The organism is Conexibacter sp. S30A1 (assembly GCF_023330665.1).
Lineage (GTDB): Bacteria > Actinomycetota > Thermoleophilia > Solirubrobacterales > Solirubrobacteraceae > Palsa-465.
Map to the genome: position 1 here is coordinate 2,742,378 of NZ_CP097127.1, position 16,064 is coordinate 2,758,441.

At 70.6% G+C, this 16,064-nt stretch carries 14 protein-coding genes and 1 pseudogene; 7 read left to right on the forward strand and 8 right to left on the reverse strand.

Annotation, left to right across the window (positions count from 1 at the left end; translation table 11 throughout):
* Window positions 1-23: 23 nt before the first annotated feature.
* A complete protein-coding gene (locus tag M3M54_RS13160; RefSeq protein WP_249019498.1) occupies window positions 24-518 on the reverse strand; it encodes an O-methyltransferase in 495 nt (164 codons plus the stop codon).
* An 86-nt stretch (window positions 519-604) separates the two neighbouring features.
* On the opposite strand from M3M54_RS13160, the gene M3M54_RS13165 reads away from it, so the two are divergent.
* Together M3M54_RS13165 and M3M54_RS13170 are read left to right on the forward strand one after the other, a co-directional pair.
* A complete protein-coding gene (locus M3M54_RS13165) occupies window positions 605-1,378 on the forward strand; it encodes a hypothetical protein (RefSeq protein WP_249019499.1) in 774 nt (257 codons plus the stop codon).
* Window positions 1,379-1,491: 113 nt separating this feature from the next.
* On the forward strand, window positions 1,492-2,751 hold the full coding sequence (locus M3M54_RS13170) for a D-alanyl-D-alanine carboxypeptidase family protein (RefSeq protein WP_249019500.1): 1,260 nt from the start codon (window positions 1,492-1,494) through the stop codon (window positions 2,749-2,751).
* On the opposite strand, the gene M3M54_RS16810 is transcribed toward M3M54_RS13170, so the two are convergent.
* The gene (locus M3M54_RS16810) at window positions 2,737-3,414 is read right to left on the reverse strand and encodes a Clp protease N-terminal domain-containing protein (RefSeq protein ID WP_305883082.1); all 678 of its coding nucleotides are present in this window, start codon (window positions 3,412-3,414) and stop codon (window positions 2,737-2,739) included. The genes M3M54_RS13170 and M3M54_RS16810 overlap by 15 nt on opposite strands.
* Window positions 3,415-3,603: 189 nt before the next feature.
* On the opposite strand from M3M54_RS16810, the gene M3M54_RS13180 reads away from it, so the two are divergent.
* Complete coding sequence (locus M3M54_RS13180) at window positions 3,604-4,470, forward strand: aminoglycoside phosphotransferase family protein (RefSeq protein WP_249019501.1); 867 nt, start codon at window positions 3,604-3,606, stop codon at window positions 4,468-4,470.
* A gap of 38 nt (window positions 4,471-4,508) precedes the next feature.
* On the opposite strand, the pseudogene M3M54_RS13185 reads toward M3M54_RS13180, so the two are convergent.
* The 4 genes and pseudogenes from M3M54_RS13185 to M3M54_RS13200 all read right to left on the reverse strand — a co-directional run.
* Window positions 4,509-6,122, reverse strand: a pseudogene (locus M3M54_RS13185) ((Fe-S)-binding protein); the annotation flags it as partial.
* A 203-nt stretch (window positions 6,123-6,325) separates the two neighbouring features.
* On the reverse strand, window positions 6,326-7,204 hold the full coding sequence (locus M3M54_RS13190) for an electron transfer flavoprotein subunit alpha/FixB family protein (protein ID WP_249019502.1): 879 nt from the start codon (window positions 7,202-7,204) through the stop codon (window positions 6,326-6,328).
* Complete coding sequence (locus M3M54_RS13195; protein ID WP_249019503.1) at window positions 7,205-7,960, reverse strand: electron transfer flavoprotein subunit beta/FixA family protein; 756 nt, start codon at window positions 7,958-7,960, stop codon at window positions 7,205-7,207.
* Between the two features lie 6 nt (window positions 7,961-7,966).
* Complete coding sequence (locus M3M54_RS13200) at window positions 7,967-10,495, reverse strand: FAD-dependent oxidoreductase (RefSeq protein ID WP_249019504.1); 2,529 nt, start codon at window positions 10,493-10,495, stop codon at window positions 7,967-7,969.
* A 142-nt stretch (window positions 10,496-10,637) separates the two neighbouring features.
* Here M3M54_RS13200 and M3M54_RS13205 point away from each other — a divergent pair, with 142 nt between their 5' ends.
* The 4 genes from M3M54_RS13205 (at window position 10,638) to M3M54_RS13220 (ending at window position 13,316) form a co-directional block, all read left to right on the forward strand.
* Window positions 10,638-11,786, forward strand: coding sequence for a beta-propeller fold lactonase family protein (locus tag M3M54_RS13205; RefSeq protein WP_249019505.1), 1,149 nt, complete (start codon window positions 10,638-10,640; stop codon window positions 11,784-11,786).
* 69 nt (window positions 11,787-11,855) lie between these two features.
* A complete protein-coding gene (locus M3M54_RS13210) occupies window positions 11,856-12,497 on the forward strand; it encodes an RNA polymerase sigma factor (RefSeq protein WP_249019506.1) in 642 nt (213 codons plus the stop codon).
* The gene (locus tag M3M54_RS13215) at window positions 12,491-12,781 is read left to right on the forward strand and encodes a zf-HC2 domain-containing protein (protein ID WP_249019507.1); all 291 of its coding nucleotides are present in this window, start codon (window positions 12,491-12,493) and stop codon (window positions 12,779-12,781) included. Before M3M54_RS13210 ends, M3M54_RS13215 begins: the two co-directional genes overlap by 7 nt.
* 334 nt (window positions 12,782-13,115) lie before the next feature.
* Complete coding sequence (locus tag M3M54_RS13220; RefSeq protein WP_249019508.1) at window positions 13,116-13,316, forward strand: hypothetical protein; 201 nt, start codon at window positions 13,116-13,118, stop codon at window positions 13,314-13,316.
* A 29-nt stretch (window positions 13,317-13,345) separates the two neighbouring features.
* Here M3M54_RS13220 and M3M54_RS13225 read toward each other — a convergent pair whose 3' ends face one another.
* On the reverse strand, window positions 13,346-14,647 hold the full coding sequence (locus M3M54_RS13225) for a hypothetical protein (protein ID WP_249019509.1): 1,302 nt from the start codon (window positions 14,645-14,647) through the stop codon (window positions 13,346-13,348).
* The gene (locus M3M54_RS13230) at window positions 14,641-16,005 is read right to left on the reverse strand and encodes an L-serine ammonia-lyase (RefSeq protein ID WP_249019510.1); all 1,365 of its coding nucleotides are present in this window, start codon (window positions 16,003-16,005) and stop codon (window positions 14,641-14,643) included. Before M3M54_RS13230 ends, M3M54_RS13225 begins: the two co-directional genes overlap by 7 nt.
* Window positions 16,006-16,064: the final 59 nt, after the last annotated feature.

The window sequence follows — 16,064 nt, forward strand, 5'->3', positions numbered from 1 at the left end:
GCCGCCATCCGGCGTGCTGCTGGTTACGGGCTGCGGCGCACCGCGACGATCGCTGCGGTGCTTGCGGTGGTCTGGATCTCGCAGGCGAGCAGGCGTGGATCGCCGAGCAGCGCCTGACGCACAGGATCGCCGTCACTGGTCCGGCCGGGCGTGAGGTCATCCTTGACGAGGATGCCGCCGGGGGCGAGCATCGAGATGGCAAGCGCCGCGGACTCGGCGGCGTCGCCCGCGTCGAGAAAGACCAGGTCGAACGGTCCGCGCTCGGGCAGCAGCTCGCGCCAGTCGCCGAGCACCATCTCGGCGCGCGTGCCTGCGAGCCTCTGCGCCGCCAGCCGGAAGCGCTCGGGGTCGTTCTCGACGGTGACGAACGTCGCATCCGAGGGGAGAGCGGCCACCATGGCGCTTGCGCCCTCGCCATATGCGGTCCCCAGTTCGGCGATGCGCCCGTGTGGTTTGGCCGCCACCAGCGTTGCCAGGAGCCGGCGCACAGCCTCGATCGACGATCCGCCATCCGTCACAGCCCAGAACGGTAGCTGACAAACGCTGCGCGGGACTAGACTCGGCGGCGGACAGGCGCAGAACGGACCCAGTGGCCGATAGCACCGTGAGCGAGCAACGATCAGAGCCCGACGCTGAGCAACGCCCGGAGGGTCTGCGCGGGCGCGTGGTTGGAGGCCTGCGACAGGGCGCCGCTGCGGCGGTGGTGGCTGGGGGGCACGGCGCGACCGAGCTTGGACAGGCAACGCGGGCGCTGGCGCTGCAGATCGCCGATACGGGCCTGAAAGGTGAGCGTGCGCTGGTCGGGCACGTGATGGGCATGCACCTGCTGATCCCGGCAAGCCATCTCCACGGTCCCCGCCAGGAGCCGGTCCTGATGTACCTCTTTGGGGATGCGCTCGCAATCCGTCCGACCCGCGACGCGCCGATGTCGTCGATTCCGCTGCCGGGCCTTCACATGCTGCTGCCGCCCGTGGCCGTGGCCCGTTGGGTCTACAAGGCTGGGCGGGTTGAGCACGCGAACCTCGACCTCGTAAGGGATGCGCAGCGCTTCGCCGACTCGCTCGCGCAGTGGACCGTCGATGACTTCGCGCAGGCCGACCCAGAGCTGCACGTGCACCTCGTCGCGGAGCTGCCGGAGCCGCTGCACGTCTACGGCCACCTGACCTACGCGCACATCTATCTCCCCGTGTCCGGTGGCCGAGCATTGCGTCTGAAGAGCGATCTGCCGGCGGCGCCGGGCGCGCTCGAAGAGCTGGGCGCGCTCTTCTCGAGCGTCACCTGGCCGCACGGCCTGAGCACGGAGGCGCCGCAGAGCGGCCCAGGCGACAGCTCGAGCGAGCGCCCCGGCGGAGCATCCGCCACTTCTGGCGGCGGCTGAGGCCGGTCGCTCCAAAGTCCCTCTCGTGTGGGGTCAAGGCTGGCACCCCGCAAGGGGCCGTGCAAGGGACGCGGATTAAGCGGTCGCACACCTGGGTATCGCATACTGCGACTGTGCCTGAGTACCTGAAGCTCGACAACACCCGGACGGGCCGCGGATGGGGTCCGCGCGTGCTGCTTGGGGTCCTTGGGCTCGTGCTCGTGCTCGTGGTCCTGGTGGTCGTGCAGTTGTTGCGGGGGACACCGCCGATCAAGGCGAGCGTGGTGATCCCAAATGCCGTCACGATTCCCGGTACACCGCCGGCGCTTCCCTGGCCCAAGTACGCGACGGCGGCGGTGGCGATCGAGGGCGTCGGGACGCTCGGTGGCGTCCGCACGGATGTGGCCAGGTCTCTGGCGAGTGTCGCGAAGCTGTTCACGGCCCTGGTTGTGCTCAAGCAACATCCGCTCAAGCTCGGCCAGAGTGGGCCGACGATCACGATCACCCCAGCCGATGCGACCAAGTATCAGATTGACGTCCGTGACCACGATTCGGTTGTGAAGGTCACCGCCGGGGAGCACCTGACCGAGCTGCAGGCGCTTGAGGGGATGCTGATTCCATCGGCTGACAACCTCGCCAGGATGCTCGCCAACTGGTCTGACACGAGCCACAGCGCGTTCGTGCAGGCAATGAACAGTGAGGCTGCGGCACTCGGCCTGACACACACGCATCTGGCTGGTCCGTCTGGGCTGAACCCGGCCAGTGTCAGCACCGCCGCCGACCTCGTCAAGCTCGCCGAGGCCGTGATGGCAAACCCGGTGCTGCGCCAGATCGTCGCCATGGCACAGGTGACCCTGCCAGCCGCGGGCACCGTCTACAACGTCAACGACATGCTCGGCCGCGACGGAATCATCGGGATCAAGACCGGGTCCACACCGGCGGCCGGGGGCAACTTTGTGTTTGCCGCAAGCCACCACGTCCAGGGCAGGAACGTGACCGTGGTCGGCGCCATCCTCGGCGCCACCGGAGTACAGGCACTGCAGAATGCGCTCGACCTGGGTGCCACGCTCGCGGGCGCCGCCGTGAAAGCGGTGCGCGAGGTCTCGCCGGTATCGCCGGGGGAGGCGGTCGTGAGGCTGCACGCGCCCTGGGGGCAGACGGCGGTCGGGCGCACTGGCGGCGCGCCACCGATCCTTGCCGTTCCCGGCGAGCAGGTGAGCGCGAAAGTGGTGCTCGAGCCTGCTGTGACTGATGGCAAGCTACGCCAGATCAAGGCCGGGCAGCGGCTCGGCACGCTCGAGCTGCAGGTCCGCGGCCACACGACCAGCCTGCCGATCACCGCCTCCGGCTCGATCTCCGCGCCGTCGCTCAGCTACAGGCTAGAGCGCTTCTGAGCCCGGGCGCTCGGCCGGCGAGCGGTTCTCAGCCTCCGGCGCTGCGGCGTCGACCACCGCGAGCAGGTCTTCCAGACCAAACTCCTCCCGCTGATCTGCCAGCGCCCGCCCGGCGGCTGCCATCAGCAGCCGGCGCAACCCTCGATTCGGTCTGACGCTGAAGCCCGGAGCCGCGGTCGCCAGCGCCGCGGCCCGAGCGGTGGCGGAGCGCCCCTGTGGGTCGCGCTCCCCAGGCGGCAGCAAACGCAGCACCTCGCTCCTGATCTGCTCCGGCGTGAGGCCGGCGACACCGAGGATCTCGATCGCCGGCCCCTGGGGCTCGCGCAGCAGGCCAAGCAGGATGTGCTCGGTGCCGATGTAGTTGTGATGGAGCGCCAGCGCTTCGCGCAGCGCCAGCTCGAGCACCTTCTTGGCCCGTGGGGTGAACGGGATCTGGCCGCCCGGCGCCTCTGCGCCCTGGCCGACGAGCTCGACCACGCTGGCGCGGGCGTGCTCGAGTGACAGTCCTTGCGCCTCAAGCGTGCGCGCCGCCGCCCCGTCACTGACGCCCAACAGGCCGAGCAGCAGGTGCTCGGTGCCGATGTAGCTGTGCCCGAGCTCGCGCGCCTGCGTCTGTGCCATCACCACGACCTGGCGCGCCGGCTCGGTGAAGCGCTCGAACACACGCCAAGTATCCCACCGGTCACAAGCGCGGGCCCTATCGTTACCTCCGCATGGAGCTCGAGCTGCCGGAGAACCTCCGCGCCGCCGCGCGGACGCGAGGCGTGGCTTGCGGCCCTACCGGGTCTGTTTGCCGCCGCGCGCGAGCGGCTCGAGCTCGACTGGGTGGGGGCGCCGTTTCAGCCTGGCGGGATGACTGCCTGGGTCGCCCCGGTGCAAAGCGCCGTCCACGGCGAGGCGGTGCTGAAGCTCGCCTGCCGCCACGAGGAGGCGCAGGACGAAGCTGCGGGGCTCGTGGCCTGGCAGGGCACGGGCGCCGTCAGGCTCTATCACGCCGAGCAGGTTGACCGCCAGACGAGCGTGCTGCTGCTCGAGCGCTGCAAACCGGGGGGCTGGCTGCTGCACGAGCCGCCGCGGCGCCAGGACGAGGTCATCGCCGGGCTGCTCACGCGCCTCTGGATCGAGCCCCCCGCCCAGCCTAGCTTCCGGCCGCTGTCGGCGCTCTGTGACCTGTGGGCCGAGGGCTGCGAGCGCTGGGCGCAGGGCCATCGCGCCAAGGCGGGTAACGATGCCAAGCAGCTCGACCCCGGCCTGATCCGCGCCGGGATCGAGCTCTTCAGGGCGCTGCCGCGCGAAGCCGCCGAGCAGCGGCTCCTGTGCACCGACCTGCACGCCGAGAACGTGCTCGCTGCCCAGCGCGAACCGTGGCTGATGGTCGACCCAAAACCCTACGTCGGTGACCCCAGCTTCGACCTGCTGCAGCACATCCTCAATGGCGCCGCCCGTTTCGGCCGCGAGCCGCGGGCGCTGTGTCAGCGGATGGCGGCGCTGACCGGCCAGGACCCGCGGCGGGTTGAGCTGTGGCTCTTTGCCCGCTGTGTCGCGGGCGCGCCGCACTGGCCGGAGCTGCTCGAGGTGGCCGCAGCGGTGGCGCCCGCTCAGCGCCGCTCGCCCACCGGTGTGGGCTCGAGCGCCTCGGCCAACAGCGTGGCGACGTCAGCGACGCGCAGCCCGGCGCCGGTCGACTGCACGCCATCGTCGAGCATCACCGTGCAGTAGGGGCAGGCGACCGCGAGCGTGCCCGCACCGGTCGCGGCGGCCTCGCGCACACGCTCCTCGTTGATCGGCTGGGCGCGCTCCTCCATCCACATGTGCGCGCCGCCGGCGCCGCAGCAGAAGGTCTCGCGCCCGGCACGGGCCATCGGCAGCGGCGTGCCAACCGCGCCGACCAGCGCCCGGGGCGCCTCGAGCACGTCGTTGTGGCGCGCGAGGTAGCAGGAGTCGTGGTAGGTGACCATCAGCGCCTCGTCGCGCGCGGGCGCCAGACGCCCGTCGGCGACCAGGCGCGCGAGCAGCTCGGAGTGGTGCACGACCTCGTAGTTGCCACCGAAGTCGGGGTACTCGTTGGTCAGCGTGTTGAAGCAGTGCGGGCAGTTGGCGATGATCTTGTGGATCCCGGCGTCGTTGAGCGTCTGCACGTTCTGCTCGGCCAGCGCCTGAAAGACGTACTCGTTACCCATGCGCCTGGCCGGGTCACCGGTGCAGGACTCGCGCGGCCCGAGGATCGCGAAGTCGACACCAGCGGCGCTCAGCAACCGGGCCGTCGCCTGGGCGGTCGCCCGCGCACGCTCATCGAACGACGAGGCGCAGCCGACCCAGTAGAGGTACTCGGGCGCGGGCTCGCCGGGCTCGAGCACCCGCACCCCGAGCCCTGAAGCCCAATCGGCGCGCTGGGCCTGCTGGTGGCCCCAGGGATTGCCGGAGCGCTCGACGTCACGCAGCATCGGCTCGGCCTCAGACGGGAAGCGTGACTCCACCATCACCAGGTGACGGCGCAGGTCGACGATGTGGTCGATGTGCTCGATCGAGACCGGGCAGGCCTGGATGCAGGCACCGCAGGTGACGCAGTCCCAGACCGACTCCTCCGGCACGGCGCCAGGTACCAGCGCCGCCTCGCGGGCGCCGTCGGCGCTGTCAAAGAGCTGGTCGCGCAGCCCCATGATCACGAGCTTGGGCGAGAGCAGCTTGCCCGTCTGGTTGGCGGGGCAGACATCCTGACAGCGGCCGCACTCGGTGCAGGAGAATGTGTCGAGCACCTCCTTCCAGGTCAGGTCGGCGGCGGTGCCGGCGCCGAAACGCAGGTCCTCCTCGCGCTCGCCCTCCGCCGGCTCAAAGCGCAACGGCTCAAGGCGTCCGCGGGCGGCCGTGCGGCCGAACCAGACGTTGATCGCCGCGGTGGCGATGTGCAGGTGCTTTGAGTAGGGCAGGTAGGCGAGGAAGGCGAGGATCGTGCCGACGTGGATCCAGACGAAGACGCGCTCCAACACGCGCGCCGTCTCATCGCGTGCAAAGAGGTGCGAGAGCAGCCGCGAGACCGGCGACCAGCCGGCGGGCCACTCGTTCAACCCCAGGGCGATACGGGACGCGTGCCAGAGCAGCAGCGAGATCACGATCACCGCGATCATCGCGAGGATCAGGTCGGCCTCGCCCTTGTGGCTGCCCTCGAAACGCTTGGGCCGAACGACCTTGCGCACGTAGAAGGCGGAGGCGACTCCGAGCGCCACCAGCACGCAGAAGACGTCGACCATCAGCGCGTACCAGCCCTGCGCGCCCAGCCACGGCAGCGTCTGGTGGCGGTCGACGATACCGATCATCGCGATCAGGATCGACGGCGCCAGAACCAGAAATCCCCAGAAGACGAAGGCGTGCATCAGCCCCGGCCAGAAGCGCTGAAGCAGCTTGCGCTGGCCGAGCACGATCGTCAGCTCGTTGCGCGCCCGGGCCGCGTCATCGCCTGAGCGGTCGCTCGGCTTGGCGGCGCGCACGAGCGCGGTCAGGCGTGCCGCGCGCCGTCCCGCCAGCGTGCCGCTGACACCGAGCGCCGCCGCCAGCGCAACAGCCTCATACGGCGAGACTATGCGCCCCTCGCCTTCCGGATCTCGGCGGCGATCCCGGGCAGCACCGCGTGCAGATCGCCGACCACGCCGTAATCGGCGTGCGCGAAGATCGACGCCTCGCCGTCTGCGTTGATCGCCAACAGCTTCTTTGCACCCTTGCAGCCGGCCATGTGCTGGGTGGCACCGCTGATCCCGCAGGCGATGTAGAGCTCCGGGGCGACCTTGGTGCCGGTCTGGCCGACCTGGTCGGTGTGCGGGCGCCAACCCGCGGAGGTAACCGCGCGCGAGCAGCCGACGGCGCCGTGCAAAAGCCCGGCGAGCTCCTCGATGATCGCAAAGCCCTCGGCCGAGCCGACACCGCGCCCGCCGGAGACCACGACGCTCGCCTCCTCCAGTGTGACGCCGCCACTGCTCGCGCCGACCCGCTCGGTCGGCGCGAGCGCCAGAGCGTGACCGGAGGCCGGCACGGCCTCGGGCATGACGCCGGGGGCCTGCGCCGCGACGGCGTGTGGCGCGACCGTGATCAGCAGCGTGCGTGCGCGCAGCAGCGCCTGCTCGAGCAGGCTCCCGCCCCAGCGCACGCGCGTGACCGTGGGCGGGTCACCGGGCTCAAACGCGGTCGTGTTGGCCGAAAGCGGCTCGTCGAGGATCGCGGCGGCGTGCGCCATCACCTCGTTGCCGCGCTCAGAGCCGGGTGCGATCACGGCGCGCGGGGCGCGGGCGCCGATCAGGTCGGCGACCGTCTGGCCGAAGGCGGCGGGGGCGTAGGGCCCGTCGATCGTGAACGCCGACGGCTCGGCACCGTCACCGCTGGCCTGCGCGAGCTCGCGTGCGAAGGTCAGCGCCTGCAGCGAGAGTTCGTCGTCTGCACCCTCCATCAAAACCAGCACGCTCATCTAGAGCACCCCCAGCTCGGACAGGATCTCGACGACCGCCGGGGCGGCGTCGGGCCCCTGCCCAAGGATCCGCACCTGCTTGCCGGCCTCGGGCGGCAGCTCGAGGCGCAGCATCTCGAGCCGCGCCGGTGGGCGCTGCGGTTGCGAGGCCGCAAGCGGCTTGCGCTTGGCGCGCAGCCGGCCCGGCACCGAGGGGTAGCGCGGCAGGTTGATGCCCTCCTTGACGGCGACCACGGCGGGCAGCGGTGCGTCGTAGACGTCACGGCCGCCGGGAACCTCCTGCTCGCAGCGGGCGCGCCCGCCGCTTATGTTGATCGCCTTGACGCCGGTCACGCACGGCAGCCCGAGCTGGTGTGCCACGCGCACGGCCACCTGGTAGTTACCGGCGTCGGCTGACTCGTTGCCGAACAGGATCAGGTCGGGTGGCTGCGGGTCTGAGCGGATCGCCGCGACGATCGCCGCCGCGGTGGCCTGCGGGTCCCACTCCTCGCCGTCACTCACCAGGTGCACGGCCTGGTCGGCGCCGATCGCCATCATGTCGCGCAGCTGCTCCTCGGACTCGGCCGGGCCGAGCGTCAGCACCGTCACCGAGCCGCCCTCGCGCTCGACGATCTGCACCGCCTCCTCCACCGCGCACTCCTCGTGCGGGCTGACGGTGAACCCGAGGTGCCTGGTGGAGATCGCGCGCTGATCGTCGGTCAGCGTGATCTGCCCGCCGGTCATCGGCACGCGTTTGACACATGCGTAGACGTGCATGTGCGGCTAGCTCCGGATGCGGCTGTTGTAGGGGTCAAAGAGCGCGGTCGCGTCGATGCTTGCGACCGTGACCGGGTAGCGCTCGCCCATGTACTGAACCAGCAGCCGCTCGCCGAGCTTGGCGTGCTCGGGCGGCAGGTAGCTCATCAGGATGTACTTGCCAAGCGACGGCCCGGAGCCCGCGCTTGTCACATATGAGCGCCTGCTCTTGCGGTCGGTGATCGGCTGGCCGTCCAGCGTGAGGATCGGCTCCTTGCCGAGCATGTAGCGCTTGACGCCGGAGGCGGAGGTGTGATCGTCGACGGTGAGCGTGCACATGACGGCGGCGGGCTCCTCTTGGCGGTGGGCCACATGTGCGGCCTTGCCGATGAAGTCCTGCTCCTTGACGGCACCCCAGGCCATGCCCGCCTCGACCACGTTGTACTCGCCGTCGAGCTCGGCGCCGTAGGCGCGGTAGCCCTTCTCCAGGCGCCCGGTGGTGCCGTAGACGCCGCTGCCGGCGGCGATCAGCCCGTGCTCCCGGCCTGCCTCAAACAGCAGGTCCCAGAGGCGCTGGCCCTGCTCGATCGGCACGTAGAGCTCCCAGCCGAGGTCGCCGACATAGGAGATGCGCGAGGCGATCACCTCGAGCGGACCGAGCTCGAGCGCGCGCCAGTTGGCAAACGGGAAGCCCTCGTGGGAGACGTCGCCGCGGGCGATGCTCGCGAGGATGTCGCGCGCCCGCGGGCCCCAGAGGCCGAGGGTGGTGATCGCGCTGGTCTGGTCGTGCACCTGGGCGGAGCCATCCTGCGGCAGGTGATCCTTGAACCACTTGAGGTCCGACATGCCGTAGGCACCGCCGGTGACCACGCGGAAGACATCGTCTGCCATGCGCATGATCGTCAGGTCCTGCTTGAAGGTGCCGCTCGGCGTGAGCAGCGGCGTGTAGACGACACGGCCGACCGGCACGTCCATCTGGCGCATCGCCACGCGCTGCACGGCATCCAGCGCGCCCGGGCCGCCGACGTCGAAGATCGCAAAGGCGGTCAGGTCCACGATGGCGGCGCGGTCGCGCATCGCCAGGTGCTCGGCGTTGATGATCGGCGACCACCAGCGCGCCTCCCACTCGGACTCGCGGCGGCTGACGCGGTCACCGTACTCGTCAAGCAGGCCGGCGTTTGACTGGTACCAGGCGGGACGCTCCCAGCCTGCGGCCTCGTAGAAGACCGCGCCGAGCGCGCGCTCGCGCTCGTTGAAGGGTGAGAGGCGCACGCCGCGGTCTGTCTCCCACTGCTCGCTGGGGTGCACGATCCCGTACATCTTGTTGAAGCCCTCGCCGGCACGCGCGAACACGTGCTGGCGGGTCTTCATCGACGGGTAGGCGCGGGCGATGTTTGACTCAAAGACGTCGATCTCTGATTCGCCGTGGACCATCAGCTCGGCGACCGTCTTGCCGGCGCCCGGGCCCTCCTTGATCCAGATCGCCGCCGCCGACCACAGGCCCCTGACCTCCGGTGTCTCGCCGAGCAGCGGCAGCCCGTCGTAGGTGACCGAGAGCAGGCCGTTGATCGCGTACTTCACGCCGACGGACTCGTCGCCGACGATCTCCGGCATCAGCTCCAGGGCGATCTCCATCTGTGGATCAAAGTCGCCCTGGGTGAAGGGCAGCTCGGTCGGTGAGAGCGCCGATGCCTCGATCGAGGGGATGTCTTCGGCCTCCATCATGATCGGGCGGTGGGCGTAGGAGCCGATCTCGAGCCCGGTGCCCTCCTGGCGCTCGTACATGTTGGTGTCGACGTCACGGACGATCGGGAACTCGATCATGCCCTTGGCGTTGGCGAAGCGTGGCACGGGGCCGATGTCGATCATCTGATGGACCGACGGGGCGATCGGGATGCAGGCGCCGGCCATGCGCGCGAGCTTGGGGCTCCAGCAGCCGGTCGCGATCACGACCCGCTGCGCCTCGATGTCACCGCGGGTGGTGCGCACGCGGCGGATGCGCCCGTGCTCTACGTCAAAGCCGATCACCTCGGTGTTGGCGGACACCGTGAGGCCGGCCGCCTGGGCGCGCTCGCGCATGATCGTTGCCGCCCGCAGCGAGTCAACGACGCCCGCGCCGGGCGTGTAGAAGCCGCCGAGCAGCAGCTTCTCGTTGATGAACGGGACGAGCTCCCTGATCTCCTCGGGGGTGATGATCGACACGGGCTCGATCCCCCAGGAGATGGCGGAGGAGACGCGGCGCTGGAGCTCCTGCATGCGCTCGGGGGTGCGTGCGACCTCGATGCCGCCGCTCTGGATGAAGACGTCCAGGTCCTTGTACTGACGCAGGCTCTCGAGCGTCAGCTGCGTCATCTCCTTGGAGTGGTCGACCGGGAAGATGAAGTTTGAGGCGTGGCCGGTGGACCCGCCGGGGTTGGGCAGCGGCCCCTTGTCGATCAGGGTGATGTCGTGCTCGCCGAGGCGGGTGAGGTGGTAGGCGAGGCTGTTGCCGACGATCCCGGCACCGATGATGACGATGCTCTGGGAGGCTGGAAGGGGCGTGCTAGGGCTGCTCATATAACTTATATATCAGAGTCGGAGCTGCGGTTCGACGCTTCAACGCTCGCCGCGGCACACGGGCCGAGAGCTTCGCATGTAACGGATCGGCCGCTCCGGAGACCAACCGATGGAAGGCAAAACAACGTCGGAAGGAAACTCTATGCAGATCAAGAGCAAGCTGGGCGCCGTGGTCATGGCCACGGGCGCGCTCACCCTCAGTCTGGGGGCCGGCTCGGCGCTGGCCGCGACACACCGCGCGCACGACGCCTGGGGCAGATCCAACTCCCCCGCCGTGTTCGTGCAGAGCGACGCGAGCACGGGTAACACCGTGAGCGTCTACGCGCGGGAGCAGGGCGGCCAGCTCGTCGCGGCCGGTACCTACGCCACCGGCGGCGACGGGGGCCAGCTCACCGGTTCGGTGGTCGACCACCTGGCCTCGCAGGGATCCCTCCAGTACGACGCGGCAGCGCACCTGCTGTTCGCGGTCAACGCCGGCAGCAACACGGTCTCCCTTTTCAACGTGCGCGGCACCGAGCTGCAGCTGCGCCAGGTGATTCCGTCCGGCGGCAGCTTCCCGGTCAGCATCACCGTGCACGGCGGCCTCGTCTACGTGCTGAACGCGCTGAGCGGCGGCAACGTATCCGGCTTTTACCTCGACGGTCAGCACCTGAACCCGATCCCGGGCTCGACCCGGGCGCTCGGCCTGGACCCGAACGCCACACCGCAGTTCGTGAACACCCCCGGGCAGGTCGCGTTCACGCCATCCGGCAACGACCTGCTGGTGAGTACCAAGAACAACACCAACGCCATCGACGTGTTCGCGGTAGGTCGGTTCGGTCAGCTGGCAGCGCAGCCGGTCATCAACAGCGAGCCGGGCGCGGTCCCGTTTGCGCTGGCGTTCGAGGGCGATGGCCAGGTCGCCGTCGCCGAGGCCGGACTCAACGCGGTTGCGACCTTCAAGCTCAACTGGGACGGCACGCTCACCCAGACCGCGAGCGTCGCCACCGGCCAGGAGGCAACCTGCTGGCTGGCAGCCGATGGCTCGGTGCTGTTCGCCGGCAATGCCGGGAGCGGCAGCGAGAGCACCCTGCTCGACACCCCCGGCGGGCTTTCGCTGAGCGCGACGACGCCGACGGATGCCGGGACGGTCGATGCGGCCGTCACGCCGGACGGGCGCTTCCTCTACGTCCAGACCGGCGCTGCCGGAATTGTGGACGAGTTCCAGGTGGGCCCCGGCGCGGCGCTCACCGAGGTCGGCTCGGTCACCGTGCCGACCGCGGTCGGCGGCGAGGGCATCACCACCTCCTAGCGGTGCCCCGGGGCCCGTGGACGGCGCGGCACATGTGAGTGCCGCGCCGTCTACGCTCCTCCAGGCGACATGCCCCGCTTCAAGCCGCGCAATCGCAGGCCCATCGCCGGCCCCGGTGGCGCGGATGATGACGCGCAGCTGCTCGAGCGGCTGCGGTCCGGGGACGAGGCCGCGTTCAGCGCACTCGTCGAACGACACCACGATCCGATGCTGCGCCTGGCGCGAACCTTCGTCCAGAGCCAGGCGGTCGCCGAGGAGATCGTGCAGGACACCTGGGTGGCTGTGCTGCACGGAATCGAGAACTTCGAGGGCCGCTCTTCGCTGCGCACCTGGCTTCTGGCGATCCTCGTCAATCGCGCTCGCAGCACCGGCGCTCGCGAGGCGCGGACGGTGCCGAGCGCCGATCCCACCCCGGCGGTCGACGCCGCGCGCTTCAACGCGGGCGGTGGCTGGTCGACGCCGCCCGAGCAGTGGGCTGAGGATGTGGAGGCCCGGCTGAGCGCGGACACGCTGGCGCCCGTGATCCGTGAGGAGCTCGAGCGGATGCCGGCCCGCCAGCGGGCGGTGGTTATGCTGCGCGATGTCGATCAGCTGCGCAGCGACGAGGTGTGCCAGGTGCTGGGCCTCTCGGCCGTCAATGAGCGGGTGCTGCTACACCGTGGACGCGGCCGCCTGCGCCAGGCGCTGGAAGACGCAATCGGAGGATGTTGAGGCCCGTGCTACGCCGCCAAGAACTCGTGTGCCAGCAGGTCGTCGAGCTGGTCAGTGACTACCTCGAGGATGCGCTGTCGCCACGCGACCGGCGGCGCTTCGAGCGCCATCTGGCCATCTGCCCGCATTGCACCGTCTACCTCGCGCAGATGCACGAGACGCTGCGACTAACCGGACGGCTTGTGCCGGAAGATCTCGCACCCGAGGTTGCCGACGAGTTCACGGAGATCTTCCGGCGCTGGAGCGCCGAGCGCAACGGACCCGGCGATCGGCCGCCACCGTGATCCCCGACCCACCGGAGTTCCACACAGCCGTGGAGAAGCCTCTACGATGAATCTCCATGAGGGTCTCTCTGCGGTTTCGGCTCGCGCTGTGGCCGCGGTCGCTGTGGCCGCCTGCGTCGTCGGCGTGTCTTCGGTTCGGCTCGCTCATGGAGCTGGGGTCAAGGGCCAGCGTCGCAGTGCCTGGGTCTGCCCGGCGCACGCGGCGGCGATTCCCAGGCGTGGCTTCCAGCGGGCAGCGGGCCGCGCGGCGCAGCACTTCATGACCCACGTGCCCCGTAGCCAATTCCCAGGCTCATGGGCCAGGCGCACGGACCGCATGGATAGAGGCAGTCGGGTGCTGAACGCGTCCCTGGCCGGGAAGTTCCGCTCCTGGAGGGACGCGACACGACTGCTGTGCGGCTCGGAGATGGTCGACCGTAACGTGGTGGTGAACCTGCGCTTCCCGCATGTGACCGGGTCGGGCGAGATCGGGACCGTGTTCGTCATGCGCACTCCGGGCGGTGCCTACCGCGTCTGGTACCTCTGGCACCCGTGACGGCGGGCACGGCGGCGCCGGCCCCGTGCTCAGGCGGCGAGCCCGCCCGGCGCGACGGCGCTGCAGCCGCTCGTGTAGAGCAGCGCCGTGACATCGGCGGTGGTGAAGCCGCTGGCGCCGTGCGCCGAGAGCCCGGAGCCGGCAAGGGTGCTCGAGCCGATCCCCTGGCTGAGCGCGATCAGCCGGCGGATCGCCAGGGCGAGGCGACCGGGGTGGCTGGCCAGTGGTCCGGTGAAGAGGGTGGCGGAAAGGCCGGTGAGCGCGACGTTGCGCCCGCCGGGCAGCTTGCGCGTGCTGGGGCTTGAGGCGATCACCTGGCCGGGGGCGCCGCGCCGCGCCGCGCTGGCGGCCGTGATCGCGACCCGCACAGCCCCGGGCGTGGGCGCGGTGCTGACCGCGAGCCCCTGGGCGCGGGCGGCGGCGACAAGCTTCACGATACGCGCGGAGATCGCGGCGGGCAGCGAGCCCGACAGCACGAAGCGCACCGCCTGGCAGGCTCGCCCCCAGGGACGCCCGATCACCGGCGGCCGCTCGCCCGGGCCGAGGAAGGCGAGATAGCCGGGGGCCTTGGGGATCGTCATCTCGGCCAGGCGGTGGGCGAGCGCGGCGAGCCCCGTGACCGCGACCGGCCGCTGTGGCGGTGCGGGCGCCACACGCTCACCCCAGGCGGAGATCAGGATCGTGCCGTGTGCGACGATGTGCCCGCCGCGGCGAAGCTGTGTGGAGACCCGCACCGGCAGTGGGTCCGAACCGCCGGTCACATACAGGGTCTGTGTGCTTGAGACGCCCTTGGGCGCGCCTGGCATGGCCCCGTCGATCGCGGTCAGGCGCCGACCCGCGACTCGCACGCCAGTGTGCAGGCGCAGGGCACCGACGGGCACGAGCTCGGCGATGGCCGACGGCGCGGTCACATCGACGGCCACGCTGCCGTAGCCCGAGTCGGCGTGGCTGAAGCTAACCCAGCGCGAGCCGATAGCCGCGGCGACCGCCGCGGGGAAGCCGAAGTAGTGCGCCAGCGCCGTGTAATTGCCGGACAGGTAGGCGCGGCCCGAGGCGACGATCACCACCGCGCGCACCCCGCTCGAGGTGGTGATCTCCTGTCTGCCGGCGCTCGCCCCGATGTCGGCCACGAAGCCGACGCGGGCGCCGCTCTCCACCTGTGAGATCAGCTCGTGGAAGGATTGCTGCGAGCGCGCGTCGGCCACCGTGCGGGCGAGCAGCGTCCTCGCGGCGCCGGGGCTCGCCGCGCGGGCGCCGCCGGCCACGAGCAACACGATGACAAAGGCGCCCGGCAGGGCGCGGCAAAGCGCGGACCAGGCCCTGATCAGCACTCGACCACGTTGACGGCCAGGCCGCCCAGCGAGGTCTCTTTGTAACGGTCGCTCATGTCTTTGCCGGTTGCATACATCGTGCGGATCACGGCGTCCAGTGACACATAGTGGCTGCCGTCGCCGCGCAATGCAAGCTGGCAGGCGTTGATCGCCTTGACTGCGGCGATCGCGTTGCGCTCGATGCACGGCACCTGCACCAGCCCGCCGATCGGGTCGCAGGTCAGGCCCAGGTTGTGCTCCATCGCGATCTCGGCGGCGTTCTCCACCTGGCGGGGCGTGCCGCCCAGCACCTCGCAGAGGCCGGCGGCGGCCATCGAGCAGGCCGAGCCGATCTCGCCCTGGCAGCCGACATCGGCGCCGGAGATGGAGGCGTTCTCCTTGACGATCGAGCCGATCGCCGCCGCCGCCAGCAGGAAGCGGTGCACGCCCTCCTCGTCGGCACCGGGCACGAAGCGGGCGTAGTAGTGAAGGACCGCGGGCACCACGCCGGCGGCGCCGTTGGTCGGGGCGGTCACGACCCTGCCGCCCGCGGCGTTCTCCTCGTTGACGCTGAGCGCGAACAGGTTCACCCACTCGAGCTGGCGCAGCGGCTCGTCCCGGTCGCAGACGGCCAGCTGCGCGTGCAGCTTGGCGGCGCGGCGCGGGACGTGCAGCCCGCCGGGCAGCTCCCCCTCCTGGGTCAGCCCGCGGGCCACGCACTCCTGCATCGTCGTCCAGATCAGCGCAAGCCCCGCCTGAAGCTCCTCCTGGCTGCGCAGCGCCAGCTCGTTGGCGCGCGCCAGCTCGCCGATCGTGAGCTCGGCTATCTCGGCCGCGGCGACCAGCTCGGCGGCGCTGTGAAACGGGTGCGGCAGCGCCGGCGCCGGTGGCGGACCCGCCTTGAGCTCCGCCTCGCTCAGGATGAAGCCGCCGCCGATCGAGAAGAACGTCTCGCTGGCCAGTTGGGCGCCGCGCGCGTCGTGGGCGCTGAAGCTGAGGGCGTTTGAGTACTCCGGCCGGCGCTCGCCGCGGCGGCGGACGATGTCGGCGGCCGGGTCAAAGGCGATCTGGTGGCGGCCCAGCAGGGCTAGCTGGCAGGCGCGCTCGATCGTCTCAACGCGGGCCGGCACCGAGGCGACCGCGATCGTCTCGGGGCGCTCGCCCTCGAGCCCCATCAGCACCGCCGTGTGCGTGCCGTGGGCGTGGCCGGTCAGCGCCAGCGAGCCGTAGAGCTCGACCCGCACGCGTGCGACCGCGTCGAGCCCGTGGTCGTGCTCGAGCGCCTCGGTGAAACGCCGCGCCGCGCGCATCGGCCCGACCGTGTGCGAGCTGGAGGGGCCGATGCCGACCGAGAAGAGCTCAAAGACGCTTACGGTCATGGGGTGTGCTGCTGAGCGCGGTGGTCCCGCCCGCCGTCCAGCGGGACGGCGGGCGGGGT

Coding starts and splice junctions, on each gene's coding strand:
- M3M54_RS13180 (WP_249019501.1), top strand. CDS start 3,604: ATGACTGCCTGGGTCGCCCCGGTGCAAAGCGCCGTCCACGGCGAGGCG.
- M3M54_RS13190 (WP_249019502.1), bottom strand. CDS start 7,204: ATGAGCGTGCTGGTTTTGATGGAGGGTGCAGACGACGAACTCTCGCTG.
- M3M54_RS13195 (WP_249019503.1), bottom strand. CDS start 7,960: ATGCACGTCTACGCATGTGTCAAACGCGTGCCGATGACCGGCGGGCAG.
- M3M54_RS13200 (WP_249019504.1), bottom strand. CDS start 10,495: ATGAGCAGCCCTAGCACGCCCCTTCCAGCCTCCCAGAGCATCGTCATC.
- M3M54_RS13205 (WP_249019505.1), top strand. CDS start 10,638: ATGCAGATCAAGAGCAAGCTGGGCGCCGTGGTCATGGCCACGGGCGCG.
- M3M54_RS13210 (WP_249019506.1), top strand. CDS start 11,856: ATGCCCCGCTTCAAGCCGCGCAATCGCAGGCCCATCGCCGGCCCCGGT.
- M3M54_RS13215 (WP_249019507.1), top strand. CDS start 12,491: ATGTTGAGGCCCGTGCTACGCCGCCAAGAACTCGTGTGCCAGCAGGTC.
- M3M54_RS13230 (WP_249019510.1), bottom strand. CDS start 16,005: ATGACCGTAAGCGTCTTTGAGCTCTTCTCGGTCGGCATCGGCCCCTCC.